Origin of the sequence: Apilactobacillus bombintestini (assembly GCF_003627035.1) — a bacterium.
In the GTDB taxonomy this organism is placed as follows: domain Bacteria; phylum Bacillota; class Bacilli; order Lactobacillales; family Lactobacillaceae; genus Apilactobacillus; species Apilactobacillus bombintestini.
In genome coordinates, this window is sequence record NZ_CP032626.1 from 771864 (window position 1) to 791822 (window position 19959).

A 19959-nucleotide genomic window follows, 5' to 3' on the forward strand; every position below is an offset into this window, starting at 1 on the left:
CTAATGGTAATACACTTTAACGGAAAGAGAGATGATTACATGTCATTTGATGGCTCATTTACACATGCAATGGTAAAAGAGTTAAACGCATTAGTATCTGGCGGTAGAGTTTCTCGAATCAATCAACCATATGATAATGAAATGATAATAACAGTTCGTTCTAATCATGAAAACTACCCTATTTTAGTCTCTGCTAATCCTAATTATGCAAGAGTACAAATTAGTAGGATTCCTTATGTAAATCCACATACTCCAACTAATTTCACAATGACACTAAGAAAGCACTTAAGTGGATCAGTATTAAAAAAAGTATCTCAAATTGATAATGACCGTGTAATGGTTCTTCATTTCACTACTCGTAATGAAATTGGTGATTTGAAAGAAATGATGTTAGTCGTAGAAATTATGGCACGTCATAGTAACATTATTCTAGTTGATACTCAGGATGATATGCGCATTGTGGATGCCATTAAGAGAATCGGTTCCGATAAGAACCGTTACCGTACTATTTTACCTGGAGATACCTATATTACTCCACCTAAGCAAGATATGGTAAATCCATTTAGTTCTGAATTAAACATGGATAAAATTAATTCATTAGTTAAGGAATTTCCTAATCAAGAGGTATTGGCTGCTGAATTAAGACATAGAATTCAAGGATTAGGTAAAGATACTTCACTATTTTTAGCACAAACTCTTCATAAAGATGATAGTACTAAGAATAATTTCAAAGATTTCTTCAGTTACTTTGATAATCCAGTACCTTCTCTATTAGAAAACAAATCATCCTCTTTATTTACAGTTCATCCTTTTGATAAAGAAGATTATGAATCACAACGTTTTGATACCTTAGGAGAATTACTAGACACCTATTACGAAACTAAAGCTAGAAAAGATCGTGTTCGTGAACAAGGTGGCACTTTAATCAAAGTTGCTAAAAACGAATTAAAGAAAAATAAAAAGAAGCTTAAAAAGCTTAACAAAACTCTTGAAAATACCAAACACGCTGATGAATACCGTATCAAAGGTGAAATTCTTACTACTTATTTATACAAGATTGAAAAAGGAATGAAGAGCATAGAATTACCAAACTTCTATGATAACGGTAATCCAATTAAAATATCTCTTTCCAATCAAATATCACCTTCTGAAAACGCGCAAAAATACTTCAAGCGTTATCAAAAAGCTAAGAATGCTGTTATCTATGTAAATGAACAATTAAAGAATACTCATGCAGAAATTGATTATTTTGAAAATATCCTATCTCAAATTGAAATGGCTGAACCATCTGATTTAGATGATATTAAGACAGAATTCAAAAATGAAGGATATTTAAAGCATCATAACAAACGTTCTAACAGCAACAAAAATAAACGTAGTAAGATTAGTAAGCCAGAAGCATTTTACACTGATGATGGAGTGAAAATCTTAGTAGGAAAAAATAACCTACAAAATGATAAATTAACCATGAGAGATGCCGACAAACGAGACACTTGGTTGCATACTCAAAAGATTCATGGCTCTCATGTAATTATTAAAGATTTTGATCCGGACGATAAGACTATTGAAACAGCTGCAATGTTAGCTGCATACTTCTCTAAAGCTCGTGATTCGGCAACAGTTCCTGTAGATTACGTAAAAGTAAAACATGTAAGAAAACCTAATGGTGCTAAACCTGGTTTGGTAATTTATGATAGTCAAAGAACTAAATTTGTTACTCCAAGTAAAGAATTTGTTGATAATTTAAGACAAAATAAAAGTGCTTCCTAATTAATAATAAAAACCCCGTGATTAGTCTAAATCACGGGGTTTATTTTATATGTACAAATAACCAATCCATATAATTTCTGTTATAATCAAAAGTGTGGCCACTATCAAAATAATTTGTTCTTTGGTACCGCCAACTTTATATTTTAATAATCCTTTTTTTCTAACAATTCTGGTGTCTCCTAATGGATAAAACCAACGGATTCCTTCTATCGAAAAAGAGTCCTCTACTTCATGTAAGAAATATCCTAATACTATAGAATAATATAAATATTCCATTACATATGTACCATTAACCGAGATACCATGTGAAAAAGATAAACTAGATAAATATAAAGCACAGATCAATAACATAATTGGAATCCAAATACTATGTGACCAAGTACGATGTCCCCACAACGTGAGGATTCTAGTAAATAAGCCACCTCTTTTGTTTACTCTAGTTTGTTTTTGATCAATGTCTGGCAGTTGGCATCCAAGCCATACCCCTACTGCTTCAGTAACAATAGCAGGTAATGGTTGATGTATTGCGATTGCACATCCTAGTAAAATTGCTTCAGATGTAGCAATATGTGTTTTCCTTAATGCCAATGTAAACATCCTTTTCAATAAGTTTTGATAATGACTGATATTTTAACATAATATAATCCATATTTAACAGGAGGAACCATTTTGAAACATTCAAAACTATTAATTTCAGCTGCAGTTTTGATGTCCATTACTTTAGCTGGTTGTTCATCGGATAATGATCAATCATCATCAAGCAATAGTTCATCATCTGCTTCCACTATTGTTACTTCTTCACAATCATCACATCATGATACTACTAAACATGAAAAGAAGAATGAAAAGAAGTCTTCTAAACATGTTAACGATAGTAGCAAAGACTTGTCTAAATTAAATTATAAAAATAACACATCAGCTGTTATTAACGTAAATGGTAACCATTCCAATCTAAAAGCATCTGATTGGAAGTACAATCATGTTGTTTACGCAAACTTAGATAGTCTTAATAGAACATCAGCTGGTAACACAGCTTACCTAGAATCTAGAAACGTTGCTAATGATAGTTTAAGAACTGAACAAACTGTGCAACCCACTGGTTGGCATCAAAAATTTGTTAACCGCGATGCCATAATAAACCGTGGTCACGAAATTGCTTATAGTTTATCTAAAGGCATTAGTGTTAGTGGTAAATATAATCCTAGTCTTCAATCTGGAGATCAAAATAATTTAAAGAATTTATTTACACAAACTGCCTTTAGTAATCAAAAATTACAAACCATTTATGAAAGCAAAGTAAGAAACGCTCTACGTGATGGTAAAAAGGTTATTTTCCAAGTAGTTCCTGTTTTCCGTGGTTCTGAATTAATGGCTCGTGGTGTTCATCTACAAGCTTTATCTACAGATGGTTCATTGAATTTCAATGTATACATTTTTAACGTACAACCAGGAATTTCTTTCAATTACTCTGATGGAACCTCAAAAATAGATAATAGTGTTACTGTTCCTACCCCTGCAGATGCACCTTCATTTAATGATCATCGCAGTTATGGCAACAGTTATGATGGTAACAGAAGCAATTACAGAAGAAGTTACACTCATCACTATGTAAGGGATGCTGTTATTGCAGGAGCAGTTCACCATGCAATTAGAAGACACTATGCTCGTAAGTATACTCCAAGATATCACTACTACCACAGACCATATACTTACCATAGACATTACTACCGTCATTACAGATTTTAATAATAATTTACTAGCGATATTAGCTAGATAAACTAAGTCCCATAGGTTAGAATCCTCTAACTTATGGGACTTATTTAATAAATAAAAAAACTGGGAGAAATGAATATCAAATTCACATCTCCCAGAAAATACATATTATTTAATTTTCATGATTTTTATTAGACTATTTAGCCCATTTAGTATCCTTAAATTGTTGACGTCCACCTAATTCTTCAATTTGTGCACGTAAAGGATTCTTCTTATAGAAGTCTTGATGATAGTCTTCAGCTGGGTAGAATGGCTTAGCATCTTCAATGGTAGTTACGATAGGTTCATCAAACATACCACTTTCAGCTAATTCCTTCTTAGATTGTTCAGCAATCTTTCTTTGTTCTTCGCTATTAACGAAGATAACAGGACGATAACTGTCACCACGGTCTTGGAATTGACCAGAAGCATCAGTAGGATCTGTTTGTCTCCAATAAATTTCAACTAAATCTTTGTATGAAATAATATCTGGATCAAAAGTAATTTCTACGGCTTCTGTATGACCAGTTGTATGGCTGCATACTTGTTCGTATGTTGGGTTAGCAACGTGACCACCTGTATATCCAGAAATTACGCTTTCAATACCTGGTTGTTGATCGAATGGTTCTACCATGCACCAGAAACATCCACCTGCAAAAATAGCTGTATCTTTACTCATATTATCTATTCCTCCTTATTTAAATTCTGATACGTATTGTCCGTATCCTTCTTCTTCTAACTTATCTACCGGAATGAAACGTAATGATGCTGAATTAATGCAGTATCTTAATCCACCCTTATCTTGAGGTCCATCAGGAAATACGTGACCTAAATGAGAGTTAGCTTCACTACTTCTAACTTCGTTTCTTACCATTCCGTGTGATGTATCTAAATTACTTTTAATACTACTTTGGTCGATTGGTTTAGTGAATGCAGGCCAACCACATCCTGAATTATATTTATCCTTAGATGTAAATAATGGTTCACCAGAAACAATATCTACATAAAGTCCATCTTCAAAGAAACTATCATACTTATTTGAAAATGGCATTTCAGTACCAGCGTTTTGAGTAACTTCATATTGTTCATCAGTTAATTTACTTCTCAATTCTTCTTCACTGTATTTTTTCATTTATAACAGCTCCTTTGCATTATCATAAAATATCTATAACAGATATATCGTGTACGATATATATACAATAATAACGATATATAGAAATAATGCAAATCATTAGCTTTATTTTCTATGAAGAATTATTTCCAATATGCGTTACCGGCCAATGCCATAATAATGTAATAAATGTACTTTCCTACGTTTGCAAAATTCAATTGACTAATTGCCTTAGCTAATTGAATAAAGTCGTATAGAAGCCAAAATTTCCATTGTGTGGAGATTTTTACAGCATTCATTATATTTGCGATTAAAGAAATACCAAAAACTAAACTAGTTAGAACATATAATGTCATATTAGAAGAAGTTATATGTTCATATCCAATATAATTAATTATGAAACTAAAAATAATGGCTAAAGTTACTAATAAGCTAATAATATACTTACCATTTTTAGTATCTAATAAATTTGACTTTTTAAATTTATCTGATCTTGTCCAAGTTTTGATTGCCCAAATCTGAATTACAAAACTTATGGGATAAGTTAATATAGCACCATGATTTCCTAATAGAAAATCAATAATACATCCTAAAATTATTTCAGGTACTCCTACCCAGTTTCCTAGATTGCTAAATCTTCCCACTAATCTAGTAGACATAATAGACATACATGCGTCAATGGCACTAATAAATCCAAAAGGAATAAACACTGCCCATCTTCCCCATGATGTAACATCATTTAATGTTTCAAATAAATAACCTGACATTAAAGCAGTGAAAAATATAATGGCTATCCCTAATAAATCCATTGTCTTGGAAGTAGCCAAATTCCTTAATATTTTATTCATAATAGACTCCTACAATATACATACTAATTTATTTAAAAATAAAAGAGCACATTATTGCAATGCGCTCTTTTAAACTGCTAATTTTAAATTATTAATCTAAAACGTCAGTCATTGGTGGAACCACTTGTTTCTTTCTTGATACAACACCTGGTAAGGCGATAGTATCATCAGAAACCTTTTGGTTAAATGCTTTTTCCAGAGCATCTTTTGGTTCACCGTAAATAATAGCTTCAGAATTGCTGTCTAATACGTTAGTAGCAATAACTAGGAATAAATCATATCCTTCGCTTTCAGCTTCAGCTTTCATGGCTTTTAGTAAGTCATCTTTACGCTTCAAAACATCATTTAAATCAACAGTATTAATTTGGTCGATACGGATTGACTTACCACCCATAGTAAATGACTTAGCATCACCATCGATTAAGTCTTGGTCTGATCTAGCATCTACGTTAGTACCAGCCTTTAACATTTTAATACCGTATTCTTCGTAATCAACATTAGCAATCTTAGCTAATTCCTTAACAGCCTTTTTATCAACATCAGTTGTAGTTGGTGATTTTAGAAGTAATGTATCAGAAATAATAGCAGAAAGCATTAATCCAGCTAATTTAGCAGGAATTTCAACACCTTTTTCGTTAAACATTTCAAAAATAACAGTACTTACACAACCAACTGGTTCTGCACGGTAAAATACTGGTTTTTCAGTGTTGAAGTTAGCGATTCTGTGGTGATCAACAACATGAGTAACTGTTACTTTATCAATGTCAGAAACACTTTGTTGTGGTTCGTTATGGTCAACTAACATAACTGAATCAACTTCTGATGATGCTTCAGTAATTACACGAGGCATATCTTGTTTGAAGTAGTCTAAAACAAATTTTGTTTCATCATTAGGTTTACCTAAAGCAACTGCTTCTACATCGTATCCTAATTTATTTTGTAAGTATGCATATTCAATTGCGGCACAAATTGCATCAGTGTCGGGACTTTGGTGTCCAAAAACTAATTCCTTAGCCATTATGAAATCTCCTTATAATTTTTATTTTTCTTTTAATCTTGATAAGTAGTCTTTTTCCCTTAAGAATTCATCAAATGATGATAGGAATGCACTTACACGTGGAATAGCGCGTTTGTTGTGTCTATAAACAAAGGCTAAATCAAAATTAATATTTGGATTTAATTTAGAAACCCATGTATTATTATCTTCCAATTTTTTAGCGTCTTTGTCAATCATAAATGAGCCTGGCAAAGCAGTATTTAATCCAGTTTCCATAGAGAATCTAAGGATTTGAGATGGTGTTGAGAAACATGCCACACTCTTAGGTCTATTAACAAGTTGATCCTTGTATTCATTATTTAAAATGATATCAAGGAAATAACCTTCTGGATATGTTACCCATGGCTTATCCAATGTATCACTCAACTTAACCTTAGTTTCTCCGGATAAGTTTTTATTGTGATGAATATACATTAAATCATCACTAATGATTTTCTTGAAATCATATGTCTTCCAGTTCTTAATAGATGAATCTGGTAAATACATGATAGCTAAATCAATGGTATTACTTTCTAAGCTTTCCCAAATTTCTTTGCGGGTTAACATTCTAAGATTAATCTTTAATCCTGGATTTTCTTGATAAACTTTAGCAATAAATTGTTCAAATACTTTTACTTGAACGGATGCTAATACACCAATATTAATGTCTCCACTGTTTGAGCTGTTTGATTGTTCAATTTCATCAGCAGTATTATTTAAAATCTCGTAAATTTCTTTAGTAGATTTCAACATAATTTCACCAGCGGCAGACAACTTTAATTTCTTTCCAATAGAATAAAATAATGGTGCTCCCACTGTTCTTTCTAATTTCTTTATTTGTTGAGTTAGGGCTGGTTGTGTAATACCCAAAATTTGAGCAGCTTGGGTATAATTCATAGTTTCAGCCAATTGCAAGAAATAAGATAGAGTGCGTGATGAGAAAATATTTTCTTGTTTAGTTTTTTTCATTATCTAACTCTCCACTTTCGCTTGAAATATCATAATAATTAAATTATCACTACTATAATACCTCATTAATGGCTAAATAACAATATTTTACGTCAATTTATTTATAATAAATTACTTAATGTTTGCTGTAATCTCTGGATGTAAAACTTGCATTTCTTCTGGAACTCCTTCTGTATTTACATCTAATACAGCGGAACCATTTGATTGTCGATCATTTACTGGATGATCTGAAGGAACAATGTCATGAATTCTTCTACGATCAGTTATGATGCGAATTGGATTACTAGAATCATCATTCATTTCTAATTTAACAAAGTCTACTAATTCATGTGCATTCTTCTTTAGAGGTTTTAGAACTTGTACACCTCTTCTTGCACGACTAGCAATAGGAACTTGGCTTACTTTCATGTTCTTGTAGAAGCCACGTTGAGTAAGCATCCCCACTTGATCACCTTCATCAACCATTTGCACATTCACTACATGTTCATCGTCACGAAGATCCATAGATTTAACACCAATGGATTTAGCACCACTGTGTGATACTTCATCTAGTTCAAAACAAGTAGCTAAACCAACATTAGAAGCAATGAATACATATGGATTATCATCAGAATTGCTTAAGTAAGTAACGTTCACTACATTACTTTCGTCATGCTTTAGCTTTTCAAATACCATAGGACGAGAACGGTAAGTTCTACCTGGAATAAGCTTGCTAAATTCAATTTGTTTAATGTAACCATCACTTGTGGAAACTACAAATTTACCAGTTTCTTTAAGTGTCTTGAATGGAAATACCTTAATAATCTTTTCATCATCAGCTAAACCGATAATTTGTGAAATATGTTGACCGGTTTCTTTCCATCTAGCTTCTTCTATTTCGTGAACTGGACGATAGATCAAGTTTCCTTTGTTAGTAAACATGTATAAATGTTCTAAAGTAGTCATCTTATTTAAGAAGATAGGATAATCGTCTTCCTTTAAACCATTTTCTTCTACATCAGAAGCTTTGTATGATCTAATGCTACTACGTTTTAGATAGCCATCATGACTAACTAGTACCACCATATCTTCTTCAGGGATGGTAATTTCTTTACTAATCTTTAATTCTTGAACTTCTGCTTCAATCTTAGTACGACGAGGATTACCATATTCCTTCTTGATAGCTTTAAATTCACCAGTTAGTACTTTGTTTAATTCATTATCGTCATTCAATATAGTGTTGTATTCTAAAATCTTTTGATTTAAATCTTCTTTTTCAGATTGTAAATCCACTACATCGGTATTAGTTAATCTGTATAGTTGCAACTTAACAATAGCGTCAGCTTGTTTTTCAGAGAAATCAAACTTAGTAATTAAGTTACGACATGCATCCTTACGATTATCACTTGCACGAATAGTCTTAATAACATCATCTAAGATAGATAAAGCTTTGATTAATCCATCTACGATATGTTTTCTAGCCATAGCTTTTTGTAAATCGTATTTAGTACGTTTAGCAATAACTACACGTTGATAATCTAGGTATGAAGTTAAAATTTCTTTTAAGGAAAGTCTTTCTGGACGCATCTTGTTAATAGCTACGACGTTAAAGTGGTAGTTGATTTGTAAGTCAGTATTCTTAAACAAGTAATTTAAAATACCGTCTGCATCCACATCACGTTTTAATTCAATAGCAATAGATAATCCATTACGATCACTTTCGTCTCGAACTTCAGCAATTCCATCAATCTTTTTGTTGATACGAATTTCATCAATTTGCTTAACTAATTGTAGTTTATTAACTTCATATGGTAATTCGCTTACGCGGATAAGTGACTTGTTACCACGTAGTTCCTCTACTTTAGTCTTTGAACGAACTACTACCTTACCGCGGCCATTTTTGTAAGCTTTCTTAATACCATCGATTCCTTGCACAATTCCACCAGTTGGGAAGTCAGGTCCTTTAATGAATTGCATTAAATCATCCAATGTAGCATCGGGATGTTTTTGCAAATAAATCAAAGCATCTAAGACTTCGGCTAAATTGTGAGGAGGAATTTCAGTAGCATAACCAGCAGAAATACCTGTAGCACCATTAACTAATAAATTAGGAAATCTAGCAGGCAATACAGTAGGTTCATTTTCAGTATCATCGAAGTTAGGTACCCAATCTACCGTATCTTTTTCGATATCACGAAGCATTTCAGAAGAAATTTTACTTAATCTTGCTTCTGTATAACGCATAGCGGCCGCTGGGTCACCATCCATAGAACCGTTATTTCCGTGCATTTCAATTAATGGTTCACGGATTTTCCAGTCCTGACTCATTCTAACTAATGCTTCATAAATGGAACTGTCACCATGGGGGTGAAAATTACCCATTACGTTTCCGACAGACTTAGCTGACTTTCTGAAGCCTTTGTCATAAGTATTACCATCTTTATTCATGGCATACAAAATACGACGTTGTACGGGTTTTAATCCATCCCTAACATCAGGCAAAGCTCTTTCTTGGATAATGGATTTGGAATAACGACTGAAACGTTCACTCATAATTTGTTCCAGTGTTAATTTTTCAATAACCGAATGATTAGCCAATTTATTTCCTCCTATCTTCTACTCATTATCAGTATCTTTAGTAGTGTCTAAGATACTTCCGTCTTCTTCTAGTGTGAATTTAACATTTCTTTCAATCCATTCACGACGTGGTTCTACTTTATCTCCCATTAAGGTAGTAACACGCTTTTCTGCTAATGCAGCATCATCGATAGTTACTTGGATTAAAGTTCTCTTTTCAGGATCCATAGTGGTTTCCCATAATTGGTCCGCATTCATTTCACCAAGACCCTTAAATCTTTGTAGAGAAGGATGTTGACCAAATGACTTAAGTGTTTCCGTTAATTCATCATTAGTCCATGCATAATCTACATGATTCTTTTTACCAGTCTTTTGTTGGATTTTATATAGCGGTGGTAAAGCGATGTAAACTCGCCCGTTTTCTACCATAGCACGCATGTATTTGTAGAAGAATGTTAGTAATAAAATTTGAATATGAGCACCATCATCATCCGCATCGGTCATGATAATGATTTTATCGTAGTTAGATTGCTTAATATCAAATTCAGAACCTACACCAGCACCAATGGTATAAATCATAGTACTAATTTCTTCGTTCTTTAAGATATCGTCTAACTTAGCACGTTCTGTATTCAAAACTTTACCACGTAGAGGAAGGATAGCTTGATGCTTACGATCTCTACCTTGTTTAGCAGAACCACCGGCAGAGTCCCCTTCGACTAAGAACAATTCATTTCTAGAAACATCCTTAGATTGTGCTGGCGTTAATTTACCAGACAATAATCTTTCTTTTTTATGTTTTCTCTTACCATTACGACTTTCGTCACGAGCTTTTCTAGCCGCCTCACGAGCTTTTCTGGCACGTAAGGACTTCTGAACTAACTCTTGTGCAAAGTCGCTGTTTTCCATCAAATAATAGCCTAATTGGTCAGAAACCACGCCATCTACAATAGAACGTACTTCCGGACTACCTAATTTTTCCTTAGTTTGTCCTTCAAATTGAAGCATTTCTTCTGGTACTTTAATGGAAATAACTGCTGATAGTCCTTCTCTTACATCTGAACCATCTAAGTTTTTATCCTTATCTTTAAGTAACTTAACTTTTCTAGCATAGTCATTAAATGACTTAGTCCATGCACTTCTAAAACCAGATTCATGAGTACCACCATCTTTGGTACGCACATTATTTACGAAGGATAAGGTGTTTTCAGTGTAACCATCATTGTATTGAGCAGCTACTTCTACTTCAACCCCATCTTTCTTACCGTCAAAGTACATGATATTACCTAAGATATGTTTATCTTCATTTAAGTATTGAACGAATTCTTTGATTCCTTCTTTGTAGTAGAATTCGTCACTACGTTCTTGATCTTTTCTTTCGTCAGTTAAGGTAATTTTAATACCATTTAATAAGAAAGCTGATTCTCTTAAACGTTGTTTTAAGACATCATAATTGTAAATAGTGGTAGTGAAAATATCACTGTCCGGTTTAAAGGTTACCGTAGTACCACTATGTTCTTTAGTTTTACCAATCTTTCTTAAAGTTCCGATTGGTTTACCACCATTTTCGAAATCTTCTTCATACTTGTAACCATCTCTTACAATCGTAACAGATAGACTAGTGGAGAGTGCGTTAACTACACTAGAACCTACCCCATGAAGTCCACCAGAGGTTTTATATCCACCGTTTTCGCTAAACTTACCACCAGCATGCAATACAGTTAAAATAACTTCTGGTGTAGGCTTACCAGATGAATGCATCCCTACCGGCATACCACGACCATGGTCTACAACCGTGATACTATTATCAGGATGAATAGTTACATCTATTTCATCCCCAAATCCAGCTAATGCTTCATCAACAGCATTATCTACGATTTCATATACTAAATGGTGTAGTCCTTTGCTATCAGTAGAACCGATATACATACCTGGACGTTTTCTGACGGCTTCCAATCCTTTTAATACTTGGATGGAGTCATCATCATAATTGTTGGCCATTTGTAATACACTCCCTTTCATACAATATATTATAATACCTTATTTCATAAGGTTTTAAAAGGCCTATAGGACAAGATAGTATTGTCTTAATTGCTAAAAATGGTAAAATTAATAAGTAATTAATTTTGGGAGGAAAGTCTTTTGAAAATCGCAATTTTACTAATTATTGCTTATTTATTAGGTTCCATTCCTAGTGGAGTTTGGATTGGAAAATTATTTTTCCATAAAGATATCACAAAACTAGGATCCGGTAATATTGGAACTACTAATACCTTTAGAGAATTAGGTAAAACTGCAGGAATTTGTGTAATGGTAATTGATATTCTAAAAGGTACTATTGCTACTTTACTTCCTGCATTTTTCAATATTAGTCATGTTTCACCTATTATTTTCGGTTTATTCGCTGTACTTGGCCATACCTTCTCTATCTTTGATAAGTTCAAGGGTGGTAAAGCAGTTGCTACTAGTGCCGGAATGTTATTAGGTATTCATCCTATTTTATTCTTATGTGCATTCGCCTTCGAAGCTATTTTTACATACCTATCCAGTATGGTTAGTTTAGCAAGTATGATTTCCTTCCCATTAATCACTATCTTAATTTTATGGACTGGTGATTATTGGTTAGGTGCTATCGGAATTATTTTAACTATATTTATTTTTGTTAGACATAGAAGCAACATCCAAAGAATTAAAAATGGTGATGAAAATCTAGTACCATTCGGTTTAGTTTATAAGCATCAACAAAAGAAATAATTAAGTAATAAAAAGACTCAAGTTCTTTAAATAGAACTGAGTCTTTTTTATTATAGGTTATTATCATCAATTTCTTCTAAATGCTTAATCTTATCCGCAGTTAAGATTGGGAATGAGATAGTAAAGATAGAACCATGTCCAGCCGAACTTTCTACATTGATCTGGCCATGATATGCTTCCACTAATCTCTTTGCAATGGCTAATCCTAATCCATTACCACCTTGGCTGCGACTACGTGCTTTATCTACACGATAGAAACGATTAAATATTTTATCAATACTTTCTTGGCTTAAGCCTTCTCCAAAATCTTGTACCGCAATATCAACATAACGATACTTTCTAGATAAGGAAATATGAATTTCTTTACGGTCTCTAGAATACTTAACCGCGTTATCTAAAAGAATAATCAATATTTGTTCTAGATGATTACGATAGATTTGAATAATAGTTTCATCATCAATATCATCATCCAATATAAATTTAAAATCGGGATGAATCATCTTAAAGTCATTATATTGTTGATGAACCACATCCTGAACATCGGTAATCTTAGTACTGTAATTAATTTCCACTTGTTCAGCACGTGACAAATCTAACATTTCTTGAACTAAACTCTTCATTCGATTAATTTCATAAATAGAAGACTTTATAGATTCGTCTAGAACTTCCGGGTCATCCTTACCCCATCTTTGTAGCATATCCAAATGTCCTTGAATAACAGCCACTGGTGTTCTAAGTTCATGTGATACATCTTCTACGAATTGTTGCTGTTGATCAATGTATCTTTGCATGGTGTCCAACATATCATTAAATAAATCACCTAAATCGGTTAATTCATCATTTTGTCTTAGCTTAGGAACACGATTGTCTGTTTCAGGAGAATCTTTAACACTATGAATAGTATTAGAGATTACTTTAATAGGACGCAACATATACGATGCTAAGAAATAAGATAGCATCGCAGAGAAAAACATACCGATAATTAAAATTACTAATAATATTCTTGCTAATTTTCTGATATACAAATTATAATCAGCTAAATTATTAATAACCCTTAAATATCCAATTTTTTGATGGTTTCGGCGCGAATAGATAGGTAAATCAACAGATAATACAGTCTTATTATTACGAGTGTTTATGAACGTTTTTCGGTCGTTTACGGGATTCATTTTTCTTATGTTATCTGGATAGTTCTTAGATGAAAATATAGGATTCAAATGTGAATCATAAACTTTAATAATAGTATTTTCACTAAAAAGATTGGAATAGATAGAATTAGAATAAATTTCTGGAGACGCAGTATTAGTAGATAAACTACGTTTGAAATTATCACTAGTAGGACTTAATACATATCGAACATTTTTATTATTCAATGAAGTTCCAATTGAACTTAATCTATTCTCAATACTCTCTCCCGATTCAAAGGTATGTGCATATTCTTGATGCAGCAAAACATCAGAAAAACGATTATAAATCAAAAAGGAAAAAATAGATAATATTATAAATATAATAATTGCTGAAGCTATTGACCATTTCCACTTTAATGGAAACCAGCGGTTATTACTACTTACGGTCTTATCAACTGTATCATCATTTATTGATTTCATGATCTCATCACGTATCCAGTTCCTCTAACTGTTTGGATGTAGCTCTTTTCACCAGGCTTATCAATTTTGTTTCTTAGATATCTGATATATACATCCACTACGTTAGTTTCAGCACTGGAATCGTAACCCCATACCTTAGTTAATAAAACATCACGGGCTAATACCACGTTAACGTTTTCCATTAGAGTTAATAATAGTTCGTATTCACGCTTAGTAAGATCAATGATTTCATCTCCGCGTTTAACAATACGACTTTCTTTTTCTACAGTAATGTCTTTGAAGTAAACCACTTTTTGTTCTTCAGACTTTTCTTCACTTTCAATATCAATACGACGAAGTAATGCTCTTACACGAGCTAACAATTCTTCAATAGCAAATGGCTTAACAATGTAGTCATCAGCACCATGATCAAATCCTGAAACTCGATCAATTACAGAATCTCTAGCTGTCATCATAATAATAGGTGTAGTTTTCTTTTCACGAAGTCTTCTAGCAACTTCCATCCCATTAAGTTTTGGTAACATTAAATCTAGTAAAATTACGTCATAGTCACTCTTTAAGGCATCATCTAATCCTTCGCGACCATCTAACGCAACTTGTGTGTCGTATCCTTCATGCTTTAATTCTAGTTCAACAAATCTTGCCAAACTTTTTTCATCTTCGATTATTAAAATACGGCTCATCCATTACACCTCTTCATAATTATTAAAAGAATTCACTTAAACCATTCTATCACACCATTAGTAGTAATAGTAGTTCCTTAAGCATTATATCTACTACATTTTAAACCCTTTTATGGAACATGTTTCAATAAAAAGTCTTATAAATAAAAAAAGTTACCAGAACCCATGGTGTTCTGGTAACTTTAAAAATAATTAGTTGTTTTCATTAACAACTTGTTTTCCATCGTAATATCCACAACTAGGACATACCATGTGAGGTTTACGTAATTCACCACAGTTTGGGCAAGCACTCAAACCTGGGTTAGCCAACTTAATGTGACCACGACGCATACCCTTCTTAGCTTTTGAAGTTCTTCTTGCTGGTACAGCCAATGCAAAAACCCCCTTTACATTATAAAATATCCACTAGTGAAAAATTTTAAGTCTTACTATTGATTATTATCATCATTAAAGAAATTCTTTAATTTAGCAAGACGTGGATCTACTTTTTTATCATTTGCCTCTTCATCGACTAAATCATCTTCTGATATTACTTCCCAATCATTTCCTTTGGGCATCTTATCAGTTCTTATTTCTTCTGGAGACAAAATGTGCATTGGAATTTGTAAAATGATGTTATCGGCTACTGATTTGTTAAAATCAATTACACCATCATCATCTACAATAAAAGCAGCTTCATCCTCTTCTTCACGTTTCTTTAATCGTGCTTCAGTATCCACATAAACTTCATTAATAGAGAAATCTAGTGGCAATTCCACAGGATCTAATGAACGTGATGAAGGAACAACAATTTTTCCAGTTACTTGAGCATTTACGATTGCATCACCATTTTCACTAAAAACATGAGCTTCAACATGAATATCATCATCGGCAGAAATAACATATTTGCTATATCTACTCATAATGTCTTCAGATAAGTTCATATCTTCAGAAACAGAAAGTGGTTGGTCTTTATAATCTGATAGCTCTTTGAGTAACCATTTCATACCTATTCCTCCTAATGCAACGACGTTAATTATACATATTTAGAAGTTGGTTTGTCAAGGTCATTTCCTTGATACCTGTCTAAAAATTATAAATTATTGGAACTTTCCCAAAATCCTGTTCTTGAGAATGAACGTTACCATATAATCTTCCCGCAGTTACGTCTAATTCTAACTCATTTTCAGATAAGTTTTTATTAACTTTTGCTACTAACGGAATTGATAAATTATCTTTTACTTGTTTTAAATACGATCTGCCCAATTTATTAAAGCCTAGTATTCTAACATACTCTTTACTAGCGGAATCGTTTTGTTTCCAATTTAAAAGTGTATATACTAATAACCTTTGTAATCTTGGGTATGTGTATCGCTTAGTTTTAATCAAGTCTAAAAATTCTTCAAATGAATCAGCCTGCACAATATATTTTTTTAATCGATATTGTAAGCCTTCACTCATTTGATATATTTGTGATAATTCATCCACATCAGTAGTAATTATCTTATATTTTAATAGTGGCCAAAAATCATCCCACGTAACTACATTATCTAACTGATTATCAGATAACATATTAGGAATATAATGACTAATTTCGCCTAAGTCATTATTGATTAACTTAGAACGAATGGATGAAGCACTAGTATATTGCGAATTTTCGTTTAACTCTTTTGCATGATGTTGAGACTCTATTCTCTTAATGGGAACTAATTGCATTGCATTATTGTTATTACGATTAGCAATATAATAATTTAGAGCCAATATATCGTTAGGTTGATCAATCACTTGGCCAGTTTTTTTCTTTATTAATTCCTGTATCAATTCAGGATAACTTTTTGAATAGTCTTTAAAATTATTACTATCATCTAACTTTAAATCCTTTAAACTATCAAAATCAAGATTAGGATTTTCACTTCCAAATGATAGATAATTGCAGCCTAACTCAGTAAGGATATTTACTGCATGTTTTGCAAAAATGTCAGCAGGTTGTACAGCAGATTTAATAGGCAACTCAATAACCATATCAGCCCCATTTTTTAATGCCATTTGGGCACGGGTCCATTTATCTAATATAGCAGGTTGTCCTCTTTGCACCCAGTTGCCGCTCATAATTACCACAGCTAAATCAGCATTAGTTTGCTTTTTAGCCATATCTATTTGATATTTATGTCCATTATGAAACGGATTATACTCTGCAATTATCCCTACTGACTTTAGCATCACTACTATCCTTTCTGACACATAAAGAACCAGCGAGTAGTATCTTCTTCAATATCATCATGTCCAAAATTAGATGACACTTTAATATTTTTAAATCCAATATCACTCAATAAGTCTAGATAAGTATCTAACTCATAAGTTCTTTCTTTATGAATTTCACTAAATTGATCATAAGCATCTTTAGATTCATTATAGTTAAAAAATACTAAATCATGCTCTACAGAATGTTCATGTTCTCCAATGTATGATTGCCACATAAAGGCACTAGAATCATCATGGAAATTATACATATATCCAGGATATACTTCATCAGTTTGATATGGTGTAATAACATCAAATAAGAATTTGCCACCCTCATTTAAATGTTCATAAACATTTTTAAAAGTGATTTCCAATGTAGTTATATCTGGTAAATAACATAATGAATCATCAAAACAAGAAATAGCATCGTAACTAGGAAAATCTGATAAATCAGTCATATCTCCTTGAATTAGTTCTGCATTATTATCATTGTTTCTGATTCTTTCATCAGCTAAAGTAAGCATATCTTCAGATAAATCCATCCCTGATACCTGGTAATTATTTTCCAGTAACAATTCCAACAATCTACCTGTGCCACATGCCATGTCCATCATTTTGTCGTTAACGTTAACATTATCCTTAACAAATGATAGCCAACCATCATACATAGTTTCATCAAATAATTCATCATAAAATTTAGCGAATTCTTGATAAATCATAATTAGTCTTTAATCCAATCTTGAATATCAACGGCTGGTGCATCAGACCATAATTTTTCTAGGTTGTAGTATTCACGTTCATCTTCTTGGAATACATGAACAATTACGTTACCTAAGTCTAGCAAGATCCATTTAGCTGAATTCTTACCTTCAACTTCGTTTACTGTAATACCAGCTTCTTCAGCTTGATCTACAACTTCATCAGCAATAGATTTAACTTGACGAGTTGAAGCAGCATCCATAATAACGAAGTAATCTGCCATTAAACTTACTTCATGTACGTCTAAGGCAACAATTTTATGAGCTCTTTTACTGTCAGCAGCTTCTACAATTACTTTTAATTCATCTTTACTATTCATTTAAATACTCCTTTTTATTTAATATCCGAATTAACTACCCATTGATTATAAGTATCAATGGTCTTTGGATATACTGGTTTATTTTGACTAATTAGATATTCTAAGGTGTGCTTAGTTTGATAAGCCACTCCATCACTTAAACTATGGAAAGTGATTTTTCTTGCTTCTTCCACACCAGGGAAATCTCTACCCATTTCAATGTAATCAGCCATATATACAATTTGTTCTAGTTTTGACATATATTTAGCGCCGGTTGTATGGTGCTTAATGGCATTTAAAATATCAATATTTTGTACACCTAATTCATTTTGAACCATTAGGTAACCTACTTCACCATGCCAAATAGCATTTCCGTAGTGCAACAAAATATCGTCTAAATGGTATTTCTTAATTAACTTAATAAAGTCTTCATCAGGTCTTTGCTTAGCATAGTCGTGACAAAGGCCAGCAATACTAGCTAATTCTAAATCAACATCATTTTGTTTTGCTAATTTAATAGCCATTTGTTCTACTCGTAACACGTGTTCAAAACGTGAAGTAGTAAGTGCTGATTTTAATTTATTAATCAATTCTTCTCTGGAAAAAGGAATGATATTCTCTTTGTAAGTTAATTCATAATCATCCATAAATATTATGCTCCTTTATATACTTACGAACCTTTTCAGGTACTAAGTATCGAATTGATTGGCGGTTTCTAATTAATTTTCTTATTAATGTGGAAGAAATATCTAGCTTGGGGATGTCTACCCAAATAACAGGATAAGGTGTCTCCATAGGATAGTTATCTCTTCTAACCCCAACAAAGTGAACCATGTTCATTAAATCATTAACGTGATACCACTTTGGCAAATAATTTACCATATCTCCACCAATTATAAAATAATAATCATAGTCAGGGTGCTTTTTCTTTAATTCTAACATAGTCTCGTAAGTATAGCTTTTCCCTTTTCTTATCACTTCAATCATTTCAATATCAAAGTAATCATTATCATTAATAGCTAAATTTACCATTTTCACTCTTTCATCAGCACTAATAGCTTCTTTATGATCGACGTGAGGTGGTAAATAATCAGGCATAAAATAAACTTTTTGTAGTCCTAGTTGATTTCTAACCTGATCAGCTATAAATAGATGGCCATTATGAATAGGATTAAAGGTACCACCAATAATACCTATTTTCTTACGATTATTTGTCATATTTAGTTTAGGTAAAGTTTGCGCTTTTTGCCCATACATCACCATTAGCTCCTCTAAATATTTTTAACTTCTACTGAGTAAGTTTGGAATTTTTCCTTACTTGCAGGCATGAATAGTAATAAGGTCTTTCCAATAGTTTGGACTACATCAATATCACTGTTGTTTTCCACATATTCCTTTACATCGGAAACTTCAACATCTGCGTTTTGTTGAATGTTAATTTTAATTAATTCTCTTCTTTGTAAGGCATCCAAAACTTGTTCTAGCCATACTTCATTTAAACCATTCTTTCCCACTGAAAAAAGTGGTCTCATTCTATTTGCTTGTGATCTTAAATATCTCTTTTGCTTTCCTCGTAACTTCATACTATATTCCTTT

The 19959-nt window shown here is 32.5% G+C and carries 20 protein-coding genes and 1 pseudogene; 3 read left to right on the top strand and 18 right to left on the bottom strand.

From position 1 onward, the window contains the following. Positions 1 to 39 precede the first annotated feature (39 nt). Entirely contained in the window at positions 40 to 1770 is a 1731-nt protein-coding gene (locus tag D7I45_RS03815; protein WP_120784430.1) for an NFACT RNA binding domain-containing protein, read from the top strand. A gap of 45 nt (positions 1771 to 1815) precedes the next feature. Here D7I45_RS03815 and D7I45_RS03820 read toward each other — a convergent pair whose 3' ends face one another. Next, a complete protein-coding gene (locus D7I45_RS03820) occupies positions 1816 to 2358 on the bottom strand; it encodes a metal-dependent hydrolase (RefSeq protein ID WP_162924082.1) in 543 nt (180 codons plus the stop codon). A 120-nt stretch (positions 2359 to 2478) separates the two neighbouring features. On the opposite strand from D7I45_RS03820, the pseudogene D7I45_RS03825 reads away from it, so the two are divergent. Further along, positions 2479 to 3282: pseudogene (locus D7I45_RS03825) on the top strand (DNA/RNA non-specific endonuclease); the annotation flags it as partial. A gap of 397 nt (positions 3283 to 3679) precedes the next feature. Here the strand turns inward: D7I45_RS03825 and msrA are convergent. The 7 genes from msrA to parE all read right to left on the bottom strand — a co-directional run bounded on the left by msrA (position 3680) and on the right by parE (position 12043). After that, on the bottom strand, positions 3680 to 4201 hold the full coding sequence (gene msrA, locus D7I45_RS03830; protein WP_120784432.1) for a peptide-methionine (S)-S-oxide reductase MsrA: 522 nt from the start codon (positions 4199 to 4201) through the stop codon (positions 3680 to 3682). Between the two features lie 15 nt (positions 4202 to 4216). Then, positions 4217 to 4654 (bottom strand): peptide-methionine (R)-S-oxide reductase MsrB, encoded by a 438-nt coding sequence (msrB, locus tag D7I45_RS03835; RefSeq protein ID WP_120784433.1) that lies wholly within the window; start codon positions 4652 to 4654, stop codon positions 4217 to 4219. A gap of 122 nt (positions 4655 to 4776) precedes the next feature. Continuing rightward, positions 4777 to 5481: a nicotinamide mononucleotide transporter gene (locus tag D7I45_RS03840; protein WP_242446884.1), complete on the bottom strand. Its 705-nt coding sequence runs from the start codon at positions 5479 to 5481 to the stop codon at positions 4777 to 4779. A 91-nt stretch (positions 5482 to 5572) separates the two neighbouring features. Next, on the bottom strand, positions 5573 to 6499 hold the full coding sequence (locus tag D7I45_RS03845) for a manganese-dependent inorganic pyrophosphatase (protein ID WP_120784434.1): 927 nt from the start codon (positions 6497 to 6499) through the stop codon (positions 5573 to 5575). 21 nt (positions 6500 to 6520) lie between these two features. Beyond that, positions 6521 to 7486 carry a LysR family transcriptional regulator gene (locus D7I45_RS03850; RefSeq protein ID WP_120784435.1) on the bottom strand — a complete coding sequence of 322 codons (966 nt, stop codon included), beginning with the start codon at positions 7484 to 7486 and terminating at the stop codon, positions 6521 to 6523. A 111-nt stretch (positions 7487 to 7597) separates the two neighbouring features. Continuing rightward, complete coding sequence (parC, locus tag D7I45_RS03855; RefSeq protein WP_120784436.1) at positions 7598 to 10063, bottom strand: DNA topoisomerase IV subunit A; 2466 nt, start codon at positions 10061 to 10063, stop codon at positions 7598 to 7600. An 18-nt stretch (positions 10064 to 10081) separates the two neighbouring features. Then, positions 10082 to 12043, bottom strand: coding sequence for a DNA topoisomerase IV subunit B (parE, locus tag D7I45_RS03860; protein WP_120784437.1), 1962 nt, complete (start codon positions 12041 to 12043; stop codon positions 10082 to 10084). Between the two features lie 141 nt (positions 12044 to 12184). On the opposite strand from parE, the gene plsY reads away from it, so the two are divergent. Next, a complete protein-coding gene (plsY, locus tag D7I45_RS03865; protein ID WP_120784438.1) occupies positions 12185 to 12796 on the top strand; it encodes a glycerol-3-phosphate 1-O-acyltransferase PlsY in 612 nt (203 codons plus the stop codon). Positions 12797 to 12846: 50 nt separating this feature from the next. On the opposite strand, the gene D7I45_RS03870 is transcribed toward plsY, so the two are convergent. The 10 genes from D7I45_RS03870 to yhbY all read right to left on the bottom strand — a co-directional run bounded on the left by D7I45_RS03870 (position 12847) and on the right by yhbY (position 19946). After that, entirely contained in the window at positions 12847 to 14403 is a 1557-nt protein-coding gene (locus tag D7I45_RS03870) for a HAMP domain-containing sensor histidine kinase (protein WP_120784439.1), read from the bottom strand. Further along, positions 14400 to 15086 (bottom strand): response regulator transcription factor, encoded by a 687-nt coding sequence (locus tag D7I45_RS03875; protein WP_120784440.1) that lies wholly within the window; start codon positions 15084 to 15086, stop codon positions 14400 to 14402. Before D7I45_RS03875 ends, D7I45_RS03870 begins: the two co-directional genes overlap by 4 nt. Positions 15087 to 15278: 192 nt before the next feature. Further along, the gene (gene rpmF, locus D7I45_RS03880; protein ID WP_034531177.1) at positions 15279 to 15458 is read right to left on the bottom strand and encodes a 50S ribosomal protein L32; all 180 of its coding nucleotides are present in this window, start codon (positions 15456 to 15458) and stop codon (positions 15279 to 15281) included. Between the two features lie 56 nt (positions 15459 to 15514). After that, entirely contained in the window at positions 15515 to 16072 is a 558-nt protein-coding gene (locus D7I45_RS03885) for a DUF177 domain-containing protein (protein ID WP_120784441.1), read from the bottom strand. Between the two features lie 79 nt (positions 16073 to 16151). Further along, on the bottom strand, positions 16152 to 17285 hold the full coding sequence (locus D7I45_RS03890; protein ID WP_120784442.1) for a nucleotidyltransferase: 1134 nt from the start codon (positions 17283 to 17285) through the stop codon (positions 16152 to 16154). Between the two features lie 5 nt (positions 17286 to 17290). Continuing rightward, positions 17291 to 18025, bottom strand: coding sequence for a class I SAM-dependent DNA methyltransferase (locus D7I45_RS03895; protein WP_120784443.1), 735 nt, complete (start codon positions 18023 to 18025; stop codon positions 17291 to 17293). A 2-nt stretch (positions 18026 to 18027) separates the two neighbouring features. Continuing rightward, a complete protein-coding gene (rsfS, locus tag D7I45_RS03900) occupies positions 18028 to 18384 on the bottom strand; it encodes a ribosome silencing factor (RefSeq protein ID WP_120784444.1) in 357 nt (118 codons plus the stop codon). 14 nt (positions 18385 to 18398) lie between these two features. Further along, positions 18399 to 19010, bottom strand: coding sequence for a bis(5'-nucleosyl)-tetraphosphatase (symmetrical) YqeK (gene yqeK, locus D7I45_RS03905; RefSeq protein WP_120784445.1), 612 nt, complete (start codon positions 19008 to 19010; stop codon positions 18399 to 18401). Further along, the gene (locus tag D7I45_RS03910) at positions 19003 to 19626 is read right to left on the bottom strand and encodes a nicotinate-nucleotide adenylyltransferase (protein WP_162924083.1); all 624 of its coding nucleotides are present in this window, start codon (positions 19624 to 19626) and stop codon (positions 19003 to 19005) included. Before D7I45_RS03910 ends, yqeK begins: the two co-directional genes overlap by 8 nt. A gap of 8 nt (positions 19627 to 19634) precedes the next feature. Then, entirely contained in the window at positions 19635 to 19946 is a 312-nt protein-coding gene (yhbY, locus tag D7I45_RS03915) for a ribosome assembly RNA-binding protein YhbY (RefSeq protein WP_120784447.1), read from the bottom strand. Between the last annotated feature and the right edge of the window lie 13 nt (positions 19947 to 19959).

What these genes read in the sequence shown, in the direction of transcription:
- D7I45_RS03815 (WP_120784430.1), top strand. Translation starts at nt 40, where the DNA reads ATGTCATTTGATGGCTCATTTACACATGCAATGGTAAAAGAGTTAAAC.
- msrA (WP_120784432.1), bottom strand. Translation starts at nt 4,201, where the DNA reads ATGAGTAAAGATACAGCTATTTTTGCAGGTGGATGTTTCTGGTGCATG.
- msrB (WP_120784433.1), bottom strand. Translation starts at nt 4,654, where the DNA reads ATGAAAAAATACAGTGAAGAAGAATTGAGAAGTAAATTAACTGATGAA.
- D7I45_RS03840 (WP_242446884.1), bottom strand. Translation starts at nt 5,481, where the DNA reads ATGAATAAAATATTAAGGAATTTGGCTACTTCCAAGACAATGGATTTA.
- D7I45_RS03845 (WP_120784434.1), bottom strand. Translation starts at nt 6,499, where the DNA reads ATGGCTAAGGAATTAGTTTTTGGACACCAAAGTCCCGACACTGATGCA.
- D7I45_RS03850 (WP_120784435.1), bottom strand. Translation starts at nt 7,486, where the DNA reads ATGAAAAAAACTAAACAAGAAAATATTTTCTCATCACGCACTCTATCT.
- parE (WP_120784437.1), bottom strand. Translation starts at nt 12,043, where the DNA reads ATGGCCAACAATTATGATGATGACTCCATCCAAGTATTAAAAGGATTG.
- D7I45_RS03870 (WP_120784439.1), bottom strand. Translation starts at nt 14,403, where the DNA reads ATGAAATCAATAAATGATGATACAGTTGATAAGACCGTAAGTAGTAAT.
- D7I45_RS03875 (WP_120784440.1), bottom strand. Translation starts at nt 15,086, where the DNA reads ATGAGCCGTATTTTAATAATCGAAGATGAAAAAAGTTTGGCAAGATTT.
- D7I45_RS03885 (WP_120784441.1), bottom strand. Translation starts at nt 16,072, where the DNA reads ATGAAATGGTTACTCAAAGAGCTATCAGATTATAAAGACCAACCACTT.
- D7I45_RS03890 (WP_120784442.1), bottom strand. Translation starts at nt 17,285, where the DNA reads ATGCTAAAGTCAGTAGGGATAATTGCAGAGTATAATCCGTTTCATAAT.
- D7I45_RS03895 (WP_120784443.1), bottom strand. Translation starts at nt 18,025, where the DNA reads ATGATTTATCAAGAATTCGCTAAATTTTATGATGAATTATTTGATGAA.
- rsfS (WP_120784444.1), bottom strand. Translation starts at nt 18,384, where the DNA reads ATGAATAGTAAAGATGAATTAAAAGTAATTGTAGAAGCTGCTGACAGT.
- yqeK (WP_120784445.1), bottom strand. Translation starts at nt 19,010, where the DNA reads ATGGATGATTATGAATTAACTTACAAAGAGAATATCATTCCTTTTTCC.
- D7I45_RS03910 (WP_162924083.1), bottom strand. Translation starts at nt 19,626, where the DNA reads ATGGTGATGTATGGGCAAAAAGCGCAAACTTTACCTAAACTAAATATG.
- yhbY (WP_120784447.1), bottom strand. Translation starts at nt 19,946, where the DNA reads ATGAAGTTACGAGGAAAGCAAAAGAGATATTTAAGATCACAAGCAAAT.